Genomic DNA, 19,772 nt, shown 5'->3' with positions numbered 1-19,772 from the left:
GGGGGCAGCAGGGCCCAAGCAATGGCCCGGAAGAGACGCCGAAGGCTCAGCGGCTCAGTGCATCCAGCACGCGGGCCCAACTACGGATTCCTTTATGAAAGGAATTAAGATCGTATTTCTCGTTCGGCGAATGCAGGGCGTCATCCTCGAGTCCGAAGCCGATCAGCATGGCATTCATGTCGAGGATTTTCTTGAAATGCCCGGCAATCGGGATCGAGCCGCCGCAGCCGATATAGGCGGCGGGGTTGGGCCATTCGTCCGACAGGGCCTGGCGGGCCTTCTCGAAGGCGGGGTCCGAGATCTCCATCTGGCTGGCGGCCGAGGCGCCATGGGCCTTGAACTCGACCTTGCAATCCTCGGGCAGCAGCTCTTGCACCATGGTGCGGAAGCTCTCGCGGATGGCGAGCGGGTCCTGGGTGCCGACCAGGCGGAACGAGATCTTGGCGTGGGCCTCGGAGGGCAGCACGGTCTTGAAGCCTGCCGAGGTATAGCCGCCCCAGATGCCGTTCACTTCGCAGGTCGGGCGCGACCAGACCATTTCCAGCGCGCTGCGATCCTGTTCGCCGGCGGGCACCGAGAGGTCGACCTCGCCCAGGAACTTCCCGGCGTCGAAGCCCAGGCCTTCCCACTGCGCCTTCAGCTCGTCGGTGAGCTCGGGTACGCCGTCGTAGAAGCCGGGGATGGTGACGCGGCCCTGGTCGTCATGCAGCGCGGCCAGCACCTTGGAGAGCGCCCGGATCGGGTTCATCGCGGCACCGCCGTAGAAGCCCGAGTGCAGGTCCTTGTCGGGGCCGATGACCGTCAGCTCTTCGCCCAGCATGCCCCGCAGCATGGTGACGATGGCGGGGGTCTTCGGGTCGAACATCGCGGTATCGCAGATCAGCGCGACATCGGCTTTCAGCTCTTCCGCGTTCTCTTTCATGTAGGGCACGAGGGAGGGAGAGCCCGATTCCTCTTCGCCCTCGAAGAAGAAGGTGATGCGGCAGGGCAGCTCGCCGTGGATCTCCTGCCAGGCGCGACAGGCCTCGACGAAGGTCATCAGCTGGCCCTTGTCGTCGGAAGAGCCGCGGCCACGGATCACCGTGCCCTTGGGGGTCTCTTGCAGTTCGGGCTCGAAGGGCGGTTTGTCCCAGAGGTCCAGCGGATCGACCGGCTGCACGTCGTAATGGCCGTAGAAGAGGACGTGGGGCACGTCCGCGCCTTCCGGTCCCGCATGGCCCACCACCATCGGGTGGCCCGGTGTCGGCCGTTTCGAGGCCTCGACGCCGATCGAGGCCAGGTCGGCCACCAGCCAGTCGGCGGCGGTTTCGCAATCGCCCTTGTAGGCCGGATCGGTCGAGATCGAGGGGATGCGCAGAAGCTCCATCAGGCGCTCGGTGGCGGCGCTGATGTCGGAATCGATGCGGGAGAGAACGGGGTCCAGGGAGGGGGCGGACATGGGGGCTCCTTTGCTTTGGTCGCGCGGAGCCTAGCAAAGGCGCGGGGCTTGTCCAGCAGCGCGCGGCGGAAGCCCGCCACGGGGAGGGGCGCGCGGGATGCGGGGGATTCGTCTTGAATTCGCGTGATTTTGCCCTGCGCGCTTGCGGCCGGGGGCGGGCAAGAAACAGCCCGGAGGACGGCAAGTTTCATTTGCACCGGGCGTTACTTGGCGAAACACTGGGCCCGCAGGGGGACAATCCGGCAAAAGCCCGGCCAAGCTTGACCCATGTCAAAGAGAGAAGGAGCGTCAATTTGTAACGCTTTCGGGGTGAAGGAATGATCTTATTTTCATTCCAAAATGCGAGCGGCGGTGCTAGACCTGCCGGACCTCGCAGGGGAATGCCGCCGGTGCGCCCGAAGGGTCACTGCGAAGACGACGAAGCAAGGAAAGACCAAGCCCGTGACTTACGAAGCCCAACTCGACCAGGCACTCGGCAAGCTGCACGACGAAGGCCGCTACAGGACCTTCATCGATATCGTGCGTCACAAGGGGCAGTTTCCCCATGCGACCTGGCGCCGTGCCGATGGCTCGGAACGGCCGGTAACCGTCTGGTGCGGCAACGACTACCTGGGCATGGGCCAGCACCCGGTGGTGCTTGAGGCCATGCATGACGCGCTGGACAAGGCGGGTGCCGGGTCGGGCGGGACGCGCAACATTTCCGGCACGACGCTTTACCACAAGGCGCTGGAAGCCGAGATCGCGGATCTGCACCAGAAGGAAGCGGCGCTGGTCTTCACCTCGGCCTATGTGGCCAATGATGCGACGCTCTCGACCCTGCCCAAGCTCTTCCCCGGCCTGATCATCTATTCCGATGCGCTGAACCATGCCTCGATGATCGAAGGCGTGCGGCGCAACGGTGGCGCCAAGCGGATCTTCCGTCACAACGATGTCGCGCATCTGCGCGAGCTGCTGGAGGCCGACGACCCCGCCGCGCCCAAGCTGATCGCCTTCGAGTCGGTCTATTCCATGGACGGCGATTTCGGCAAGATCGCCGAGATCTGCGACCTGGCCGATGAATTCAACGCGCTCACCTATATCGACGAGGTCCATGCGGTCGGCATGTACGGCCCGCGTGGCGGTGGCGTGACCGAGCGCGACAACCTGGCCCATCGGATCGACATCATCAACGGCACCATGGCCAAGGCCTTCGGTGTGCTGGGGGGCTATATCGCCGCCTCGGCGAAGATGGTGGACGCGGTGCGCTCCTACGCGCCGGGCTTCATCTTCTCGTCGTCCATTCCCCCCGCGGTGGCCGCCGGCTGCGCTGCCTCGATCCGCCACCTGAAGGGCGACCAGGCGCTGCGCGACAAGCACCAGGAGGGGGCGGCGATCCTCAAGACCCGCTTCAAGGCCCTGGGCCTGCCGCTGATCGACCATGGCAGCCATATCGTGCCGGTGATCGTCGGCAACCCGGTGCATACGAAGATCCTGTCGGACATGCTGCTGGAAGACCACGGCATCTACGTGCAGCCGATCAACTTCCCCACCGTGCCCCGTGGCACCGAGCGCCTGCGCTTCACCCCCTCGCCGGTGCATGGCCCGCTGGAGACCGAGGCGCTGATCCGCGCCATGGACCGTCTGTGGTCCCATTGCGCGCTGAACCGCCAGGAAATGGCCGGCTGAGGCCCGCCACCCGATTGAATTGAACGGCCCGTCCGCACCTGCGGCGGGCCGTTTTGCTTTCGCGGGGCCTACGGGCGGCAGGGGAGGCGCGGAGCGGAGGTGGGGCAGGTGGGATGGCTCCCGACGTCTGGGGCGCAGCAGCTCGCGCTGGGGCGCGCTGCGTCGATAGGGGGGGAGATATGCCACCTTTGGCTCTCCGTTCCGGGCCGCGGCGTCTCGCCAGGTCGCAGCGGCTGGTCCCGGTGATCGGCGCTCCGGACCCTCCGCCGATGGTCGCGCTTCTCACCATAAGGTGTTGCCTGGCCCGCGACATCGTGATTTGGGAGAGGCGTTCAACCAAAGGGTGAGTGTTTTGCTGTGTATCCCCAGTAACCGGGCAGCCTGCGCAAAAGAACGCCTAAATCTCGGGGTTCACAGGTTAACCTCGCACCAAATAGGTTGAAACATGTTAGGGTCTCATAAACAAAGAAGGGGGTCCGAATCGGGGGATTTTCGGATTTCCGTAAGGCAGATGGGGCAGCGGGATGATACGGCGGAGACAGCCTGACAGGGGACAGGCATCCAGCGACATCAAGGGTTTCGACGACTTCGAGCTGCGTCTCGGGGATGTCATGCGCGGCGAACGCGCGACCATGGGCAAGTCGCTTCTCGATGTTCAGCGTGAATTGCGCATCAAGGCAAATTACATTGCCGCGATCGAAAACGCCGACCCCGACGCCTTCGACACTCCGGGTTTCATCGCAGGTTACGTCCGCTCCTACGCGCGCTACCTCGGCATGGACCCTGACCAGACCTACGCGAAATTCTGTGCCGAGAGCGGGTTCACCACCGCCCATGGCATGTCCGCAGAGGCCTCTTCGCGCACCCGCCCCGAGCCCCGGCTGGAGCGCAAGTCGACCCGCGGCAGCGATCCCTTCACCGATCCGACCACCCCCTTCATCCCGCAGGGCGAGAGCTTCTTCGCCCGTATCGAACCCGCGGCCATCGGCTCTTCGCTGGTGCTGCTGGCGGTGATCGGCGGGCTGGCCTATGGCGGCTACGCGGTGCTGAACGAGGTGCAGCGGGTGCAATTCGCCCCGGTCGAGAACACCCCCGACGTGCTGGCCGATCTCGATCCGCTGGCCGGCGCCACCATGCAGGTCGAGGACCCGGTGGTCGGTGCCCAGGCGGCGGGTGTCTTTAATCCGCCGAGCGACGGCATGGACCGGCTCTATCGCCCGAAGGCGCTGGATGTGCCGGTCGTCGTCTCGCGCGATGCGCCGATTTCCACCCTGAACCCGCAGCAGGTCGGCACTTTCGCCCAGGCCTCCGCCGCGCCCAGCCTGCCCGAGGCCGCAGGTCCGAGCGCCGAGGATCGCGCCGTGGCCATGTCGCTGGGGCTGGACCCGCAGACCGGAGAGGCCATCGCCTCGCCGCAGGTGGTCGCCACGCCGAAGCCGGGCGTCAGCCTGGTTGCCGTCCGTCCCGCCTGGGTGCGGGTGCAGGGCGCCGATGGCACGATCCTGTTCGAGAAGATCCTCGACGCGGGCGAGACCTGGAAGCTGCCGAATACCGAAGAGCCCCCGGTGCTGCGCGCCGGCATGTCGGGCTCGATCTACTTCCAGGTCGAGGGCGAATACTATGGCCCCGCAGGCGAGGGCACGGGGACGATCCGCAACGTGGCGCTTTCGGTCGACGACCTGAAGACCAACTACGTGCTGGCCGACCTGTCGCGCGACCCCGAGGCCGAAAAGATGATCGCCGTGGCCGAAGCCGACCTGAGCATGGTCACCGAGTAAGCCTGCCGGCATCCCGGAATTGCAACGCCCGTGGCCCCTGGCTGCGGGCGTTTGCCATTGGGCGGGCGCGCTGCTGTCTTGGGCTGCCCTCGATCCGCCCCCGGCACTGGCGGAAGCCGGGGTAGGACCCTATCTGAAGGAGAGAGACCACCGGGCCGCATTGCACCGCTGGCCGCCCTGTCGTATCTCTGCCCCGAGCGCAATCAGAGGTTTCCTCCCCATGTCGCATAATCCCGTTCGTCCCTGGCGCAATATCGACCGCCGCGAGAGCCGCCGCATCATGGTGGGTGACGTGCCCGTGGGGGGCGGAGCGCCGATCTCGGTGCAGACGATGACCAACACGGTGACCACCGATGTGAAGGGCACGCTGGACCAGATCATCCGCGCCGCCGAGGCGGGCGCCGATATCGTCCGTGTCTCGGTGCCCGATGAGGCCTCTGCCAAGGCGATGAAAGAGATTTGCCGCGAGAGCCCGGTGCCGATCGTCGCGGACATCCATTTCCACTACAAGCGCGGCATCGAGGCCGCCGAGGCGGGCGCGGCCTGCCTGCGCATCAACCCCGGCAATATCGGCGACGAGAAGCGCGTGGCCGAGGTCATCAAGGCCGCCAAGGACCACAATTGCTCTATCCGCATCGGGGTCAACGCGGGCAGCCTGGAAAAGCACCTGCTGGAGAAATACGGCGAGCCCTGCCCGGATGCCATGGTCGAGAGCGGCATGGATCACATCAAGATCCTGCAGGACCACGATTTCCACGAGTTCAAGATCAGCGTGAAGGCCTCGGATGTCTTCATGGCGGCTGCCGCCTACCAGATGCTGGCCGAACAGACCGACGCGCCCATCCACCTTGGCATCACCGAGGCGGGCGGGCTGATGACCGGCACCATCAAGAGCGCCATCGGCATGGGCAACCTGCTGTGGATGGGCATCGGCGACACGCTGCGGGTCAGCCTTTCGGCCGATCCGGTGGAAGAGGTGAAGGTGGGCTACGAGATCCTGAAGGGTCTGGGCCTGCGCCATCGCGGCGTCAACATCATCTCTTGCCCCTCCTGCGCGCGGCAGGGCTTCGACGTGATCAAGACCGTCGAGACGCTGGAAAAGAGGCTGGAGCACATCAAGACGCCGATGAGCCTCAGCATCATCGGCTGCGTGGTCAACGGCCCCGGCGAGGCGCTGATGACCGACGTGGGCTTCACCGGCGGCGGAGCGGGCAGCGGCATGGTCTACCTGGCGGGCAAGGCCAGCCACAAGATGAACAACGACCAGATGATCGACCATATCGTCGAAGAGGTGGAAAAGCGCGCCGAGGCGATCGAGAACGGCCAAGTCACGGCGCAGGCGGCAGAGTAATCTGCCGCGCGCTCAGCGCGTGCCGTGCACGAGCAGCAGCACCACCAGGATGCCGATGCCGATGCCGAAGAGGGCCTGGGCCAGGCGCCACAAAAGGACGGGCAGCGCGACCACGAGCCCTAGCAGACGGTCTGACCACTTGTAGGGTCGACCCTGGATTCCGTCCTTTTTCATGACACCAGTTTAACACGAATGAAATGTGTCGCGCTATAGCGTCGCGTGTACTCTACGGGCTGAGATAGCTTTGGAGGACGACTTTCGGCATTTCTCCGCGTATCAGGCGGCCCGGCATGACGTAGGAGGGCGCCATGTCGAGGCCCAGATCCCTGAAAAGCGATACCTCTTGCGCCAGCTCGGCGCGAATCTCGGGGCTCTCGGCAAGGGCCAGAAGGGCCTCGGGGTCCTCGGTCAGGCTTTCTGCAAGGGCCTGGGCGTTGTCCGGGTCCTGCAGCCTGGCGCGGAAGCGGGCGGCGGTCTCGGGCCCCTCGCGTCTTTGCAGGGCACGGTCCAGGCGGTCGGCGGGATCATCGGAGAGGCTGCGCAGCTCGACCCGGAGGCCGGGAATTTCGTCAGCCAGGGCGCGCAGCTCGGTCTCGGCGCGCAGGCAGGGGGCGCAGCCTGCGGCGGTGAAGAGGGTGATCGCGGCGGGCCCCTCGGCACCGAAGCCGCGCGGGGTGGCGCCGAAGAGCGCCGGGGTCAGCTTTGCGATCATGGCGCTGTCGCCCGCCACTTCGGCGGCAAGGTCCGATGCGGCGTCTGCCGCCATGCGGGCACGGGCCTCGCTGCGGACCTCGTCGATCAGCTGTGGTGCCTCGAGCAGCAGCGCGCGCATCTCCTGCGCCATGAGGGCGGGGTTCTCTTCGAGCTTCTGCCAGAGCGCCGAGGGCTGCGCCCTGAGGGGCGCAGGCAGCAGCAGCAGGGCGAGGCCGATGACCAGGCGGCGCGACACGGGGATCACTCGGCGCGCAGGTCCGCCACGATGGAGCGCATGCCGGCCAGCGGCACGTAGCCGCGCAGCAGGGTTTCGGGCAACACGAAGGTCGGGGTGCCGGTGATCTCGAGCTTCTGGGCCAGGGCGCGGTTGGCGTTGATCACCTCGGCCACCTCGGGGCTGCCGAGCATCGCGATGACCGGCTCTTCCTCGATCCCGAGCGAGCTGAGCAGGCGGCGCACCGAAACCTCGTCGAAGCCGCCGCTATGCACCATCAGTGCGTCATGCATCTGCTTGTAGGCCTCGTCGCCCGCCGCCAGCTGGGTGGCGATGGCGAGCTGCGAGGCGGCCAGGCTCTCTTCTCCGAGGATGGGGAATTCCTTCAGCACGAAGCGGATGTTGCCATCGGTGGCGACCAGTTCCTCGACATCCTCGAAGGCCTTGCGGCAGTAGCCGCAGCGGTAGTCCATGAACTCGACGAGGGTGATGTCGCCCTCGGGGTTGCCACCCACCCAGGAGAAGCCGTCGTCAAAGAGCGCCTCGGCGTTGTCGCGCACCATGGCGACCTCGGCCTCTGCGGCCTCGACCGCCTGGCGATCCTCGAGCACCTGGATGGCTTCCAGCAGCACCTCGGGGTGCTCCATCAGGTAGTCGCGCACCTCGGTGCGGAAGCTCTCGCGCTCGGAGGGGGTCAGGCCGGGGGCGCTGGCCTCGGCGGCCTGGTTCAGCTCGGGCTCGGTCGGCATCTTGTCGATGGCGTAGAAGGCGGCGCCGGTGAGGGCGGCGGTCACGACGGCGGTGGTCAGGATCGGGCGAAGGCTGGACATGGCGGCTCTTTCTTCAGGCCCCCGGACGGGACCGGGTTAGGCATGGGGATCGGCCTTGGCCGGATCGACGGGGGGAGGGGGTGCCGGTGGACATGGCTCAACCGTCCTCCTTGCTGGCATTGAGCACATCCTGCGCCCTTTGCCAAGCGGGGGAGCCGCGCGACAAAAGGCCCGTGGCGCGTTCGGCCTGGATATGCGCATCCTTCATGCGGCCCGAAAGCGCATGGCGTTCGGCCACCGAAAGCGCGGCCATGCCGGGCTGGCCAAGCTGCGCATAGGCCGAGCCCAGGTCGCGCATCACCCGGCCACTACGGTAATCCAGCGCGCGGGCGCGTTCCAGCACGGGCAGGGCGGCGCGCAGCCGGGCCTCTCCGCCCTGCACGACCATGGCATGTCCGAGAGAGGCCAGGATCAGCGCATCCCGAGGCGCCAGTTCCGAGGCGCGGCGATAGGCGGCCTCGGCGCTCTTGAACTGCCGCGCCTCCAGCAGGATCTGGCCCTTCAGCTCGTGGTAGAAGGGATCGCCGGGGCGTTCGGCCAGCACCTGCTCCATCAGCGCCAGCGCGCCCTGCCAGTCCGAGCGCCGGTGCTTCACCACCGCCAGGCGCATGCGTTCGATATCCTTGGTGGGGCTCTGCTTGGCGCGGGCCTCGGTCCAGCGGGGTTCGCGCAGGAAGGCCGAGAGCTTGCCCTTGGCGCGTTCGTACCAATAGCTGTCCGAGGGGCGGTCCGCGCCCTTGCCGCCATAGCTCTTGGCCAGGGCCTCGAGCCGCCGCAGACGGTCGCGCGACAGCGGATGCGAGCGGGCGTAGGGGTCCATGCGGCTGGCCTTCAGATGCTCCTGGCCGCGGAACACCTGCATCAGCGAGATCGCCCCGCCGGTGTCGAGCCCGCCGATGGACATCCAGCGGATGGCGGTCTGGTCGGCGCTGCTCTCTTCGGCGCGGGTATGGCCATAGAGCGAGCGCTGCGCGGAGCTGGCGACGCCCATGGCGATACCGGCCCCGGCCTCGCTGTTGCCCGAGCTGGCCGCGGCGGCGACGCCAAGCGCCAGGCCCAGCTGGGCGAGGCGGTTGGAATAATCCGCGTTGAGACGCCGCCGGGTGATATGGCCATTGGCGATATGGGCGGCCTCATGGGCGATGACGAATTGCAGCTCTGCCGGGGTGGAGGTGCGCAGGATCAGGCCCGAGTTGAGGTAGATGGCATTGCGGTCGACCACGAAGGCATTGAGCCGCCCGTCATCCACCACAAGGATCGGCAGATTGGCCGGCAGGCCAGCCGCCTGCAGCACCGGCTTGGCGAGGCGGCGCAGCGAATACTCGATATCGGGGTCCCGCAAGAGCGAGACTGCCTGTGCGGAACTTGCGATAAAAATCAGGCAGACTGCCAAAACTGTGCGCAGGTGCACCAAATCAACCCCCCAATCCGACCGGCCATTCCTTGACCTGCGCCGCCCCGGCTGATGAAACGGGGGCAACCTGCAGCCACCATCGGAGATGCTTATGCGAGTTTCAACCCGCGGAGAGGTTGATTCCTTCATTGTGATGGACGTCATGACCCGCGCCGCCGAGCTTGAGGCGGAGGGGAGAAAGATCCTTCATATGGAGGTCGGCCAACCCGGGACCCCGGCCCCTGCCAAGGCGCGCAAGGCGCTGACGGCGGCGCTCGAGGCGGACTCGCTGGGATACTCCCTTACCGTCGGCATGCCGGAGCTGCGCGAGGGCATCGCCCGGCTCTACGATCGCTGGTACGGCATCGACCTGGACCCCGAGCGGGTGCTGGTCACCTCGGGCTCTTCGGCGGGCTTCCTGCTGAGCTTCGCCTCGCTCTTCGATGCGGGCGACAAGGTGGGCATCGGCGCGCCGGGCTACCCGTCCTACCTGCAGATCCTCAAGGCCATGGACCTTGAACCCGTGGTGCTGGAGACCGCCGAGGCGCATCGCTACCAGCCCGCGCCGGGCGATATCGCGGGCAAGGGGCTGGATGGCCTGCTTGTCGCCTCTCCCGGCAACCCTTCGGGCACCATGCTGGACCGCAGCGCGCTGACCGAGCTGATCGGCGCCGCCCATGACGAGGGCACGGCCTTCATCTCGGACGAGATCTATCACGGGCTGCACTATGAAGAGCGCGCGGTCTCGGCCCTGGAGGTGACCGACGATTGCTATGTCATCAACTCCTTCTCCAAGTATTTTTCCATGACGGGCTGGCGGGTTGGCTGGATGGTCGTCCCGGAGGACCACGTCCGCCGGGTCGAGCGCCTGGCCCAGCACATGTTCATCTGCGCCCCGGCCGCAAGCCAGGTGGTGGCCAGGGCTGCGCTGGAGTCCATGGACGAGCTGGAAGAGAACCGCGCCGTCTATGCCCGCAACCGCAAGCTGCTGCTCGAAGGGCTGCCGCGCGCCGGCTTCCGGCGTATCGCGCCGCCTGACGGGGGCTTCTACATCTACGCGGATGTCAGCGACCTGACCACGGACTCGCGCGTCTTCGCCCGCGAGATCCTCGAAGAGGCCGGCGTCGCCGTGACGCCGGGGCTGGACTTCGACAAGGGCAGGGGGCTGGGTACGCTGCGTTTCTCCTATGCGGCGTCCACCCAGGACATCGAAGAGGCGATGCTGCGCCTCAAGGCCTTCATGGAGCAGCGGGTCACCGTCGACAGCTGAGAGACCCGTCCCCGAGGCAGAGACACGAAAAGGGCGCCCCGCTGGCGCCCTTTTCCTGTTTCCACACACACACCGGGGCGCAGCCTAGCGGAAGGGTTCTCCGACCCGCAGCAGCCGACGATGGAAGGGGGGGATCTGGTCGTCCGAGATCAGCCCGGCCATCCGCGCGCAGGCCATGACCTGCCTGGTATTGCGGCCAAGGTGCTCGTAGACCACGCGCGCCGCGCGCGGACCCGAGACGGCCTCGCGGATGGTGCGGGTGGTGTAGCCTTCCCAGAAGTTGTTGTCGAAGGCGGCGACACGGGCCAGGAAGTTGAACGAACAGGTGACGGAGCCGCGCCGGGCGACCAGCGCCGCGACACCCTGTTCCTGGGCCAGCATCAGGCCGCGGAACTCACGCGACATCGGATCATCCGGCAGTCCCTGCTGCCGCATCGCCTCGCGGGCCTCGAAACCCCGCAGGAAGGTCAGGCCGTCCTTGCGCGAGATGTAGATGAGCCCCATGACCGCCTTTTCGGAGTCGATGAAGCTGACGCGGGTGAAACGGTAGAAGCCCGAGGGGAACATCTGCTCGTCGACCAGGCTGGCCGAGTTGCCGAGATATTCAGAGATGATCGGGTGATTGAAGAGGTCTGTGCCTCCGCCGCGGATGTCGTCCACGGGTTCGAGCAGGATGCGGGCGTCGGTGCCGAAGAACTGGCAAATCCGGTGCAATACATCTGGTCGTGGAAAGCTCTCTCCCGAGAGGTAGCGGTTGTACTGGGTTCTGTTGATCCCCAGTTCGCGGCAAAGCCCTGCAATCGAGGGGTAGGCGCTGCTGAGTTGCCTAAGATTCGCACCGAAGATGCTGCGGATCTCGACTGGCTTCAGCTCGGTCTGATCGGTTTTGAGAGCATGATTAAGCAATAGTTGCCTCCCCCGACGTGTCTTCAAGACATCTTGTCATCGCTAGTCCACTGTTTTGGTCTTCTTTTTGTGGCTTCTGACGCTTATGAACGTCACGTGTGTATCTGTATAACGTCAATTATCCATTGAGGCGACACAAAAAGTGACATGCCGACACGTTTAGAGATATGTAAAAGGCAGACGTTTTCTCTCATCCTGAACGGAGGGTAAACGCGGAAACTGAGACACGGGGTAGCCAATGTTCGGGATAGTGCTGTGGCGGGCAGCCGACGACAAAACGGCTGTTGTGTGGTGTGAAGATCACGGCGATCTTGCTTTTTTACGTTCTAAATCAAACGGTAACGTCGATGATGGGCTGAGCCTGGATCCCGGCGACCTTCTGCAGTTCGACCTGACCGAGAGCGAAGACATGCGCCTGGTCGAGAACCCCCGGCTGGTGGCCGAGGATCACTATCCCTCGCTGGCCGGACGGCTGATGGAAGCGGGGAATATTCGGTCGACTGCTGCGCGCAAGCCACACCCGACGCCACCCAGCGACGGTGGGCGCCCAATTGTCGTGCCCTTCCCAAGTCCGGAAGAACGTGACGCCAAATGGCGTCACAAGACCAAGCTCTCCTGAGGGTTTTTCCCTTCTGTCCGGAGACCCTCGGAAACTTCGGATCGGGAAAAGCAAAACCGCGCGGCATGCCGCGCGGTTTTCTTCGTTTGCAGGGAGCGGCTGCCGTCAGCTGTCGCCGCGCGACAGCGCCGCGACGCCGGTGCGCGCCAGTTCGACCAGCCCGAGGGGCCGCATCAGCTCCGCGAAGGCGTCGATCTTGTCGGGCGTGCCGGTCAGCTCGAAGACGAAGCTGGTCAGCGTCGAATCCACCACCTTGGCGCGGAAGATATCCGCCAGCCGCAGCGCCTCGACCCGGTGGTCGCCTGCGCCCTCGACCTTGATCAGCGCCAGTTCACGCTCGACCGAGGGGCCCTCGACGGTCAGGTCGTTGACCTGGTGGACGGGGATGATGCGGCCAAGCTGCGCCTTGATCTGCTCGATCACCTGCGGCGTGCCGCGGGTGACGATGGTGATGCGCGAGCGCTTGCCGGTGTGATCCACCTCGGCCACGGTCAGGCTCTCGATGTTGTAGCCGCGCCCGGAAAACAGGCCGATGACGCGGGCTAGAACCCCGGCCTCGTTGTCGACGACCACCGCGAGGGTGTGCTGCTCGATCACGTCCGAGAAGGTGGAACGGAGGTTGTAGGCGGAATGGCTGTTCGAGCCCTTCTTGATCTTGAGTGCGTTCATTTCTTCGCGTCCTTCGAAGGAGATCCGTTGGGTAGGCGGGATCGGGTCCCGCCCTACGGTAGGGCGGGGGGCAACCCCGCCTTACCTTCGACATCACACCAGCACGGCGCCGCCGGCTTCGATGGCGCCCTCGGTCGAGGCATCGCCGAGCAGCATCTCGTTGTGGGCCTTGCCCGACGGGATCATCGGGAAGCAGTTCTCGTGCTTCTCGACGAGGCAGTCGAAGATCACCGGGCCGTCGTAGTTGAGCATCTCCATGATCGCGTCATCGAGATCGGCAGGGTCCGAGCACTGGATGCCCTTGGCGCCGAATGCCTCGGCGAGCTTGACGAAATCGGGCAGGGCCTCGGACCAGGACGAGGAGTAACGCTCGCCGTGCAGCAGCTGCTGCCACTGGCGGACCATGCCGAGGCGCTCGTTGTTGAGGATGAACTGTTTCACCGGCAGGCGGTACTGCACCGCGGTGCCCATCTCCTGCATGTTCATCAGCCAGGAGGCCTCGCCGGCGACGTTGATCACCAGGGCATCCGGGTGGGCCATCTGCACGCCGATGGAGGCGGGGAAGCCATAGCCCATGGTGCCCAGGCCGCCGGAGGTCATCCAGCGGTTCGGGTCCTCGAAGCCCAGGAACTGCGCCGCCCACATCTGGTGCTGACCCACTTCGGTGGTGATGTAGCGGTCATGGTCCTTGGTGAGGGCCTCGAGCCGCTCGAGCGCGTACTGCGGTTTGATGATCTTGTCGGAGTTCTTGTAGGTGAGGCATTTCACCTCGCGCCAGCCGTCGATCTTCTGCCACCACTTGGCCAGGGCCTCGCGGTTCATCTTGCGGCCACGGGCCTTCCAGATGCGCAGCATGTCTTCCAGGACGTGGGCGACATCGCCGACGATGGGGAAGTCCACGTGGATGACCTTGTTGATCGAGCTCGGGTCGATGTCGATATGCGCCTTGCGCGAATTGGGCGAGAAGGCGTCGGTGCGGCCGGTGATCCGGTCGTCGAAACGGGCGCCGATGTTGATCATCAGGTCGCAGTCATGCATCGCCATGTTGGCCTCGTAGAGACCATGCATGCCGAGCATCCCCAGCCATTTCTCGCCCGAGGCCGGGTAGGCGCCGAGGCCCATCAGGGTCGAGGTGATCGGCGCGCCGGTGGCCTCGACCAGCTCGCGCAGCAGCTGGCTGGCAGCCGGGCCCGAGTTGATCACGCCGCCGCCGGTGTAGAACACCGGACGCTTGGCCACTTCGAGGGCGGCAACCAGCTCGGTCAGCTCCTCGGTGTCGGCCTTGAGCGGCGGCTGGTAGCGGAAGTCCGAGGACTTGGGCTTGGGGTGATAGGTGCCGGTGGCGAATTGCACGTCCTTGGGGATGTCGACCAGGACCGGGCCGGGACGGCCGGTGGTGGCGACATGGAAGGCGGCATGCATCAGGCGCGACAGGTCGTCGGTGTCCTGAACCAGCCAGTTGTGCTTGGTGCAGGGGCGGGTGATGCCGACGGTGTCGGCTTCCTGGAAGCCATCGGTGCCGATCATGAAGGTCGGGACCTGGCCGGAAAGCACGATAATCGGGATCGAGTCGAGCAGCGCATCGGTCAGGCCGGTCACCGCATTGGTCGCACCGGGCCCCGAGGTCACCAGCGCGACGCCCGGCTTGCCGGTCGAGCGGGCATAGCCTTCGGCGGCGTGGATCGCGCCCTGTTCGTGGCGCACCAGCACGTGCTTGATGTCGTTCTGCTGGAAGATCTCGTCATAAATCGGCAGGACAGCGCCGCCCGGGTAGCCGAATACCGTGTCCACACCCTGATCCTTTAGAGCCTGAACCACCATTTTCGCACCAGTCATCTGACGTGCCATCTTGCTTCTCCGTCTGTCGCCGCTCCGCGGCTCTCCTCGATACCCGCGCCGGGCGCGGGCAATAAAAAACCCCCGGAGGATGATCCGGGGGCGCATGGGGTCCTGAACGGGTCTCCGGCTTTCACCGGCCCATGCGCCAAGCTCCTACGATAATTACTAGGGCGTTCATGTCCCAAGGGCTCCTTCGTTCGTAAAAGGAGGAATAGGAGGGGATTTCAGGAAGGTCAACCGCTAATCAGAGAGAAAAGTTTCTCAGGCGGCAATTTTCCTTTCCGAAAGTTGCGTGAAATGGCGGAAATCTTTGCGAGGAAGGCGTTCTCGGCGCTTTGCTTTCCGTGGAAGCCAGAAAAACAAAGGGTTCGGCTGCCCCTGGGGCATGGGGCGCGATTTGGCCGTGCCAAGGCAGGTCGGTTTCGGTCTGGGAAGGGGCAGAAGCGGTGCGGCATGCCAAGGGGCAGGGCCACGGCAGGTCCGCAGGCGGAAGGGGGGCGGCGCAAGTGTCGGGGCAAGAGACGATGAAGGGCCCTTCTGGAAATCACCTCTCCGGCCTGGGCGGAGAGGATTTCCGGAAGGTTCCGCCCGGTCGCCGGTTCAGAACTTCTGCGTCGCGTCGCGCAGCACGCCATGTTCCAGCGCGTAGCGGGTGAGGCCGGCGGTCGAGGAGATGCCCAGCTTCTTCTTGATGTTCTTGCGGTGCGTCTCGACCGTGCGCACCGAGATATCCAGCGCGATGGCGACTTCCTTGTTGGACTTGCCCTGGGCCAGTTGCAGCAGGATCGTCTGCTCGCGGTTGGTCAGGTGCCCGGCACCGCGTGCGGGCGCCAGAGAGCCCTGGGCGCCGGTGCAGAGGTAGCGTTCGCCCGCCATCACCACGTCGATGGCGCGCTTGATCTCGTCGGTGGGCACGTCCTTCAGCACGTAGCCGCGCGCGCCGTGGTCCAGCGCGGTCGAGATGTACTCGGGGCTGTCATGCATCGACAGGATGAGGATCTTCAGCCAGGGGTGCTCTTCCAGCAGGATCTCGCAGGCGGTGAGGCCGCCCATCTCGGGCATGTTGAGATCCAGCAGGATCACGTCGGGGCGCACGTCTTCCACAGCGTCGATGATGCCCCGTCCGTTGCAATAGGTGCCGACCACGACGATGTCGGGGAAACTGTCGAGAATGGCCTCGATGCCCTCGGCGACCATGGGGTGGTCGTCGACGATGGCGACGCGGATCGGCTCCGGCTTCGGCTGCGGCACGCTCATGCGCTTTCCTTTCCCTTGCTGCGCGGGGCCGGGGCGGCCTCGGGCGGGTGTCTGTCCTGGCTGTCCAGATCGAGCTCGTTGGCGTCGATCACCTTGGAGGGCGGCACAGTGACCTCGATCAGCGTGCCGGTCTCGGTGCCGCTGCGGGTCGAGAAGATGCGCAGGGTGCCGCCCATCTGGTCGACGCGCTCCTGCATGTTCCTCAGGCCCATGCCCTTGCCGGCCTTGTTCACGTGGCCGGGCAGCCCGCAGCCATCGTCCGAGATCTTCAGCGTGGCGCCCGAGCGGTGGCCGCGCAAGTCCATGGCGACGCGGGAGGCGCCGGAATGGCGCTCGATATTGGTCAGGGCTTCCTGGGCGATGCGGTAGAGGGCGATCTTGGCGTCATTGTGCAGCCGGTTGCGGAAGACCACGGTAGAGAAGTCGGTCTCGATGCCGGTACGGGTGCCGAAGTCCTCGACCAGTGCCTTCAGGGCCGGGCCCAGCCCGAGGTCGTCCAGCACGCCGGGGCGCAGGTCGCGGGAGATGCGGCGCACCTCCTGGATGGCCCCCGAGAGCGAGGCCATGCCGCGGTCCAGCGTCTCGCCGGCGCGCGCGTCGCCGGCATCGAGCCGCCGCCGCGCGCTGTCCAGCGCGTACCGCACCCCGACCAGCAATTGCGAGATGCCGTCGTGCAGCTCGCGGGCGACGCGGCCGCGTTCCTCTTCCTGGGCGTCGAAGACCCGCTGGGTCAGCGCCTTCAGCTTGGCATCGGCCAGGCGGCGCTCGCGGATGTTGATCAAGAGGCCCGAGCCGAAGACCAGCATCAGTGCGCCAAGGGTGATGCCGCCGATATGCAGGAAGGTGCGCTGCACGCGCGCTTCCACATCGGCGCGGGCGGCGGCGGTGGTGGCCAGCACATCGTCGATGAAGACGCCGGTGCCCATGGCCCATTTCCAAGAATGCAGCGCGGTCACGTAGCTGACCATCAGCGCCTCTTCGCCGGTCGAGGGCTTGGGCCAGAGGTGAGTGACATAGCCCGTGCCCTCGCGGGCGGTGGCGATGAACTCCTGCACCACGGGCACGCCGTTGCCATCGCTGAGATCGAGCCAGTTGCGGCCGATCATGTCGGTCTGGCGCGGCGAGACCAGGTTGGTGCCGTCGTAGTCGTAGACGAAGAAGAAGCCCTCGTCGCCGTAGATCATCGCCGAGAGGATCTGCTTCACATGTTCCTGCGCCTCGGCGTCGGTGGGGCCGGCCATGCCGTAGATCCGGTTGAAGCCGTTGCGCGCCTGGGTGACGTAATTCCTGAGCTCGGCCTTCTTGGCGGCGATCATCTGGCGCTCAAGCGCTGCGATCTCGCGCTCGGCCAGGGCCCGCGACTGCGCCGCCACCAGCAGCGAGATCGCCGCCACCGCCAGGATGAGCGGCAGGGTGGCCAGAAGGAACAGCTTCTGTCCGTAACTGAGCGCGAAGCGGTCGCTGAACCGTCGGGCGGAGCGGGCGAGGGGCCGGGTCATCTGCTTGTCATAAGGTCTGGGGCGGGTGATTCCCAGCCAAAGGGGGCGGGGAGGGAATTGCGCCACCGCCGCCGAGAGTGACGCAAGGAAATCTTTCGTGAGCCGCTCTCATACCCGCTATGCGAGTAGTTTTTGCCAATATCGAGGGCGATATACGTAATCTTTGGTATTTCACATGCGCGAGCCTCTCGCTACGGTCCCCTCCACTGCCAACGATCCGCCCCGGCGACGGGGCTACACGAAAATCATGGGGAGGAGCCCAAATGGATCGTCGTTCTTTTCTGAAAACCTCTGCGATCGGCGGTACCGCCGCGGCCGCATCTTCGCTGGCCGCACCGGCCGTCGCACAGGGTCAGGTCAAGCTGACCATGGTCACCACCTGGCCGCGCGGCCTGGCCGGTGTCTGGGACTCGGTTGAGCGTTTCGTCAACAACGTCAACGAAATGTCCGGCGGCTCGATGGTCGTCGAAGCCAAGGCCGCAGGCGAGCTCGTCGGTGCGCTGGAAGTCTTCGACGCCGTGACCGCGGGTCAGGCCGACATGTACCATGGCGCCGACTACTACTTCGTCGGTCAGCACCCGGCATGGGCCTATTTCACCACCGTGCCCTTCGGCATGACCGCGCCCGAGATGATGACCTGGTACTATGCCAATGGTGGCATGGAGCTGCATCACCAGCTGGGCGAGATCTTCGGCCTGAAGTCCTTCCTGGCCGGTCAGACCGCGGCCCAGGGTGGCGGCTGGTTCCGCAACCCGATCAACTCGGCCGACGACTTCAAGGGTCTGAAGTTCCGTATGCCCGGCCTCGGCGGTCAGGCACTGGCCAAGCTGGGCGCCTCCGTGCAGGTTCTGCCGGGCGGCGAGATCTACCAGGCGCTGTCGACCGGCGCCCTGGACGGCACCGAGTGGATCGGCCCCTGGTCGGACGAGAAGCTGGGCCTGCAGGAAGTCTGCAAGAACTACTACCCCGCCGGCTTCCACGAGCCGGGCGCGGCCCTGTCCGTCGCCACCAACCTGGATGTCTTCAACGGCCTGACGCCGGAACAGCAAAAGATCATCGAGGTGGCTTCCGCCGAGGCGCATCAGCACAACTACGCGCTGTTCATCGCCAACAACGGCCCCGCGCTGGAGCGTCTGCGTTCCACCGGCATCCAGGTGCAGGAATTCCCGGATGATGTCTGGGATGCCTTCGGCTCGGCCTCGAAAGAGGTTCTGGACGGCTTCATGGACGACGAGATCTTCGCCGAGATCCGCAACTCGGCCGAGGCCTCCATGGCCTCCGCGTCGGGCTGGATGTCGGTGTCCGACAGCAGCTACACTGCACAGCGGAACCGCGTTCTGGGCGGCTAAGCCCTAGAAACGGCAAGAAAATCGGGCTGTGCATCCATGGGTGCGCAGCCCTTCACGTAACAAGACAACAAAGGTGGGGCACAAGATGATCGACGCGCTCATCTGGTTCGTGAGCCAGGTTGGCCTGGGCTTCTGGCATATCGCCTACGCCGTCAGTCACCCCGAGCTCTGGCTGAACTGGTCGGACAAGGAAGCGCTGATCCGCTTCATCTATTATGGCGGCTCGACGGAGTTCTTCTTCGCCGTCTTCGACATCTTCCTGCTGGTGACCCTCGCGGGTCTCCTCTTCCGGCCCTTCATGTGGGGCTGCGTGCGGGTGCTCGAGGGCTTTGCCAACGTGGTCGGCCGTACCGCCGCCTGGGCGGGCCTGATCATGGTCGGCCAGCAGATCCTCGTGGTCTTCCTGCAATCCATCTTCCGCCTGGGCGAGATCACCATCTCGCCGCTCGGCATCGGTTTCACCCAGTCCGTGGGCTGGTACGCCGAGGGCCTGAAGCTGTGGAACGCCGCCGTGGTCGCGCTCTGCGTGGCCTATGCCTTCGTGCAGGGCTCCCATGTCCGCGTCGACCTGGTCTATGCGGCCATCGGCCACCGCGCCAAGCGCGCGGTCGACATGTTCGGCGCGCTCTTCTTCATGATCCCCGTCGCCGTGCTGACCTGGATGTATTCCTGGTTCTTCCTCTGGCGTCACCTGATCACGCCCAAGGTCTCGGCCAGCGACCAGCTGGAAATGATGCTGCGCAAGAGCCGCATCGTGAAGTGGAACGTCGAGACCATCGGCTTCAGCCCGGACGGCTTCAACGCCTACTTCCTCTTCAAGATCCTCATCCTGTGCTTCGTCGCCCTGGTCTTCATCCAGGCGGTGGCCTTCTTCTACCGCTCCTTCCTGGAGTTCGTCGAAGGCGAAGAGAGCGCGGGCAAGTATCTGGATATCGACACGCTCGGGGCTGGTGAAGAAGCCTACGAAGGCACGCACTGAGG

Annotated in this window: 17 protein-coding genes; 7 read left to right on the top strand and 10 right to left on the bottom strand. The window is 65.4% G+C overall.

Translation table 11 applies throughout. The features are described 5' to 3' along the window. Positions 1-46: 46 nt before the first annotated feature. A complete protein-coding gene (locus CRO50_RS13175) occupies positions 47-1,438 on the bottom strand; it encodes a M20/M25/M40 family metallo-hydrolase (RefSeq protein ID WP_097146393.1) in 1,392 nt (463 codons plus the stop codon). Positions 1,439-1,879: 441 nt separating this feature from the next. Here CRO50_RS13175 and hemA point away from each other — a divergent pair, with 441 nt between their 5' ends. The 3 genes from hemA to ispG all read left to right on the top strand — a co-directional run bounded on the left by hemA (position 1,880) and on the right by ispG (position 6,232). After that, positions 1,880-3,103 (top strand): 5-aminolevulinate synthase, encoded by a 1,224-nt coding sequence (gene hemA / locus CRO50_RS13170; RefSeq protein ID WP_097146392.1) that lies wholly within the window; start codon positions 1,880-1,882, stop codon positions 3,101-3,103. Positions 3,104-3,627: 524 nt separating this feature from the next. After that, positions 3,628-4,881, top strand: coding sequence for a helix-turn-helix domain-containing protein (locus CRO50_RS13165; RefSeq protein ID WP_097146391.1), 1,254 nt, complete (start codon positions 3,628-3,630; stop codon positions 4,879-4,881). A gap of 220 nt (positions 4,882-5,101) precedes the next feature. Beyond that, positions 5,102-6,232: a flavodoxin-dependent (E)-4-hydroxy-3-methylbut-2-enyl-diphosphate synthase gene (gene ispG, locus CRO50_RS13160; RefSeq protein ID WP_097146390.1), complete on the top strand. Its 1,131-nt coding sequence runs from the start codon at positions 5,102-5,104 to the stop codon at positions 6,230-6,232. 12 nt (positions 6,233-6,244) lie between these two features. On the opposite strand, the gene CRO50_RS20160 is transcribed toward ispG, so the two are convergent. From CRO50_RS20160 to CRO50_RS13145, 4 genes are all read right to left on the bottom strand, one after another. Next, positions 6,245-6,406: a hypothetical protein gene (locus CRO50_RS20160; protein ID WP_157791718.1), complete on the bottom strand. Its 162-nt coding sequence runs from the start codon at positions 6,404-6,406 to the stop codon at positions 6,245-6,247. Between the two features lie 52 nt (positions 6,407-6,458). Next, positions 6,459-7,181: a thioredoxin domain-containing protein gene (locus CRO50_RS13155; protein ID WP_143516920.1), complete on the bottom strand. Its 723-nt coding sequence runs from the start codon at positions 7,179-7,181 to the stop codon at positions 6,459-6,461. 5 nt (positions 7,182-7,186) lie between these two features. Beyond that, positions 7,187-7,990 (bottom strand): DsbA family protein, encoded by an 804-nt coding sequence (locus CRO50_RS13150; protein ID WP_097146388.1) that lies wholly within the window; start codon positions 7,988-7,990, stop codon positions 7,187-7,189. 97 nt (positions 7,991-8,087) lie between these two features. Next, positions 8,088-9,332, bottom strand: coding sequence for a M48 family metalloprotease (locus CRO50_RS13145; protein ID WP_232617723.1), 1,245 nt, complete (start codon positions 9,330-9,332; stop codon positions 8,088-8,090). Positions 9,333-9,495: 163 nt separating this feature from the next. On the opposite strand from CRO50_RS13145, the gene CRO50_RS13140 reads away from it, so the two are divergent. Further along, on the top strand, positions 9,496-10,653 hold the full coding sequence (locus CRO50_RS13140) for a pyridoxal phosphate-dependent aminotransferase (protein ID WP_097146386.1): 1,158 nt from the start codon (positions 9,496-9,498) through the stop codon (positions 10,651-10,653). Between the two features lie 84 nt (positions 10,654-10,737). On the opposite strand, the gene CRO50_RS13135 is transcribed toward CRO50_RS13140, so the two are convergent. After that, on the bottom strand, positions 10,738-11,559 hold the full coding sequence (locus tag CRO50_RS13135) for a helix-turn-helix domain-containing protein (RefSeq protein WP_097146385.1): 822 nt from the start codon (positions 11,557-11,559) through the stop codon (positions 10,738-10,740). A gap of 238 nt (positions 11,560-11,797) precedes the next feature. On the opposite strand from CRO50_RS13135, the gene CRO50_RS13130 reads away from it, so the two are divergent. Then, positions 11,798-12,178, top strand: a complete 381-nt coding sequence (locus CRO50_RS13130) for a hypothetical protein (protein ID WP_097146384.1) — start codon at positions 11,798-11,800, stop codon at positions 12,176-12,178. A 105-nt stretch (positions 12,179-12,283) separates the two neighbouring features. Here CRO50_RS13130 and ilvN read toward each other — a convergent pair whose 3' ends face one another. The 4 genes from ilvN to CRO50_RS13110 form a co-directional block, all read right to left on the bottom strand. After that, positions 12,284-12,847, bottom strand: a complete 564-nt coding sequence (ilvN, locus tag CRO50_RS13125; protein WP_097146383.1) for an acetolactate synthase small subunit — start codon at positions 12,845-12,847, stop codon at positions 12,284-12,286. Positions 12,848-12,940: 93 nt separating this feature from the next. After that, a complete protein-coding gene (locus CRO50_RS13120; RefSeq protein ID WP_097146382.1) occupies positions 12,941-14,695 on the bottom strand; it encodes an acetolactate synthase 3 large subunit in 1,755 nt (584 codons plus the stop codon). Between the two features lie 591 nt (positions 14,696-15,286). Next, the gene (locus CRO50_RS13115; protein ID WP_097146381.1) at positions 15,287-15,943 is read right to left on the bottom strand and encodes a response regulator transcription factor; all 657 of its coding nucleotides are present in this window, start codon (positions 15,941-15,943) and stop codon (positions 15,287-15,289) included. After that, positions 15,940-17,442 (bottom strand): cache domain-containing protein, encoded by a 1,503-nt coding sequence (locus CRO50_RS13110; protein WP_097146380.1) that lies wholly within the window; start codon positions 17,440-17,442, stop codon positions 15,940-15,942. The genes CRO50_RS13115 and CRO50_RS13110 overlap by 4 nt, the downstream gene beginning before the upstream one ends. A 263-nt stretch (positions 17,443-17,705) precedes the next feature. Here CRO50_RS13110 and CRO50_RS13105 point away from each other — a divergent pair, with 263 nt between their 5' ends. Together CRO50_RS13105 and CRO50_RS13100 are read left to right on the top strand one after the other, a co-directional pair. Beyond that, positions 17,706-18,791, top strand: coding sequence for a TRAP transporter substrate-binding protein (locus CRO50_RS13105; RefSeq protein ID WP_097146379.1), 1,086 nt, complete (start codon positions 17,706-17,708; stop codon positions 18,789-18,791). An 85-nt stretch (positions 18,792-18,876) separates the two neighbouring features. Then, entirely contained in the window at positions 18,877-19,770 is an 894-nt protein-coding gene (locus CRO50_RS13100) for a TRAP transporter small permease subunit (protein ID WP_097146671.1), read from the top strand. Positions 19,771-19,772 lie beyond the last annotated feature (2 nt).

Source organism: Pseudooceanicola antarcticus, from assembly GCF_900215355.1.
GTDB classification, from domain to species: domain Bacteria; phylum Pseudomonadota; class Alphaproteobacteria; order Rhodobacterales; family Rhodobacteraceae; genus Pseudooceanicola; species Pseudooceanicola antarcticus.
Note: the sequence above shows the minus strand (reverse complement) of the source record. Positions and strands in the feature narration are given on the sequence as shown.

Excerpts from the sequence above, each read along its gene's own strand:
- ilvN (WP_097146383.1), bottom strand. The coding sequence starts at position 12,847 with ATGAACGCACTCAAGATCAAGAAGGGCTCGAACAGCCATTCCGCCTAC.
- ispG (WP_097146390.1), top strand. The coding sequence starts at position 5,102 with ATGTCGCATAATCCCGTTCGTCCCTGGCGCAATATCGACCGCCGCGAG.
- CRO50_RS13165 (WP_097146391.1), top strand. The coding sequence starts at position 3,628 with ATGATACGGCGGAGACAGCCTGACAGGGGACAGGCATCCAGCGACATC.
- CRO50_RS13120 (WP_097146382.1), bottom strand. The coding sequence starts at position 14,695 with ATGGCACGTCAGATGACTGGTGCGAAAATGGTGGTTCAGGCTCTAAAG.
- CRO50_RS20160 (WP_157791718.1), bottom strand. The coding sequence starts at position 6,406 with ATGAAAAAGGACGGAATCCAGGGTCGACCCTACAAGTGGTCAGACCGT.
- CRO50_RS13115 (WP_097146381.1), bottom strand. The coding sequence starts at position 15,943 with ATGAGCGTGCCGCAGCCGAAGCCGGAGCCGATCCGCGTCGCCATCGTC.
- CRO50_RS13150 (WP_097146388.1), bottom strand. The coding sequence starts at position 7,990 with ATGTCCAGCCTTCGCCCGATCCTGACCACCGCCGTCGTGACCGCCGCC.
- CRO50_RS13100 (WP_097146671.1), top strand. The coding sequence starts at position 18,877 with ATGATCGACGCGCTCATCTGGTTCGTGAGCCAGGTTGGCCTGGGCTTC.
- CRO50_RS13175 (WP_097146393.1), bottom strand. The coding sequence starts at position 1,438 with ATGTCCGCCCCCTCCCTGGACCCCGTTCTCTCCCGCATCGATTCCGAC.
- CRO50_RS13110 (WP_097146380.1), bottom strand. The coding sequence starts at position 17,442 with ATGACCCGGCCCCTCGCCCGCTCCGCCCGACGGTTCAGCGACCGCTTC.
- CRO50_RS13130 (WP_097146384.1), top strand. The coding sequence starts at position 11,798 with ATGTTCGGGATAGTGCTGTGGCGGGCAGCCGACGACAAAACGGCTGTT.
- CRO50_RS13105 (WP_097146379.1), top strand. The coding sequence starts at position 17,706 with ATGGATCGTCGTTCTTTTCTGAAAACCTCTGCGATCGGCGGTACCGCC.
- CRO50_RS13140 (WP_097146386.1), top strand. The coding sequence starts at position 9,496 with ATGCGAGTTTCAACCCGCGGAGAGGTTGATTCCTTCATTGTGATGGAC.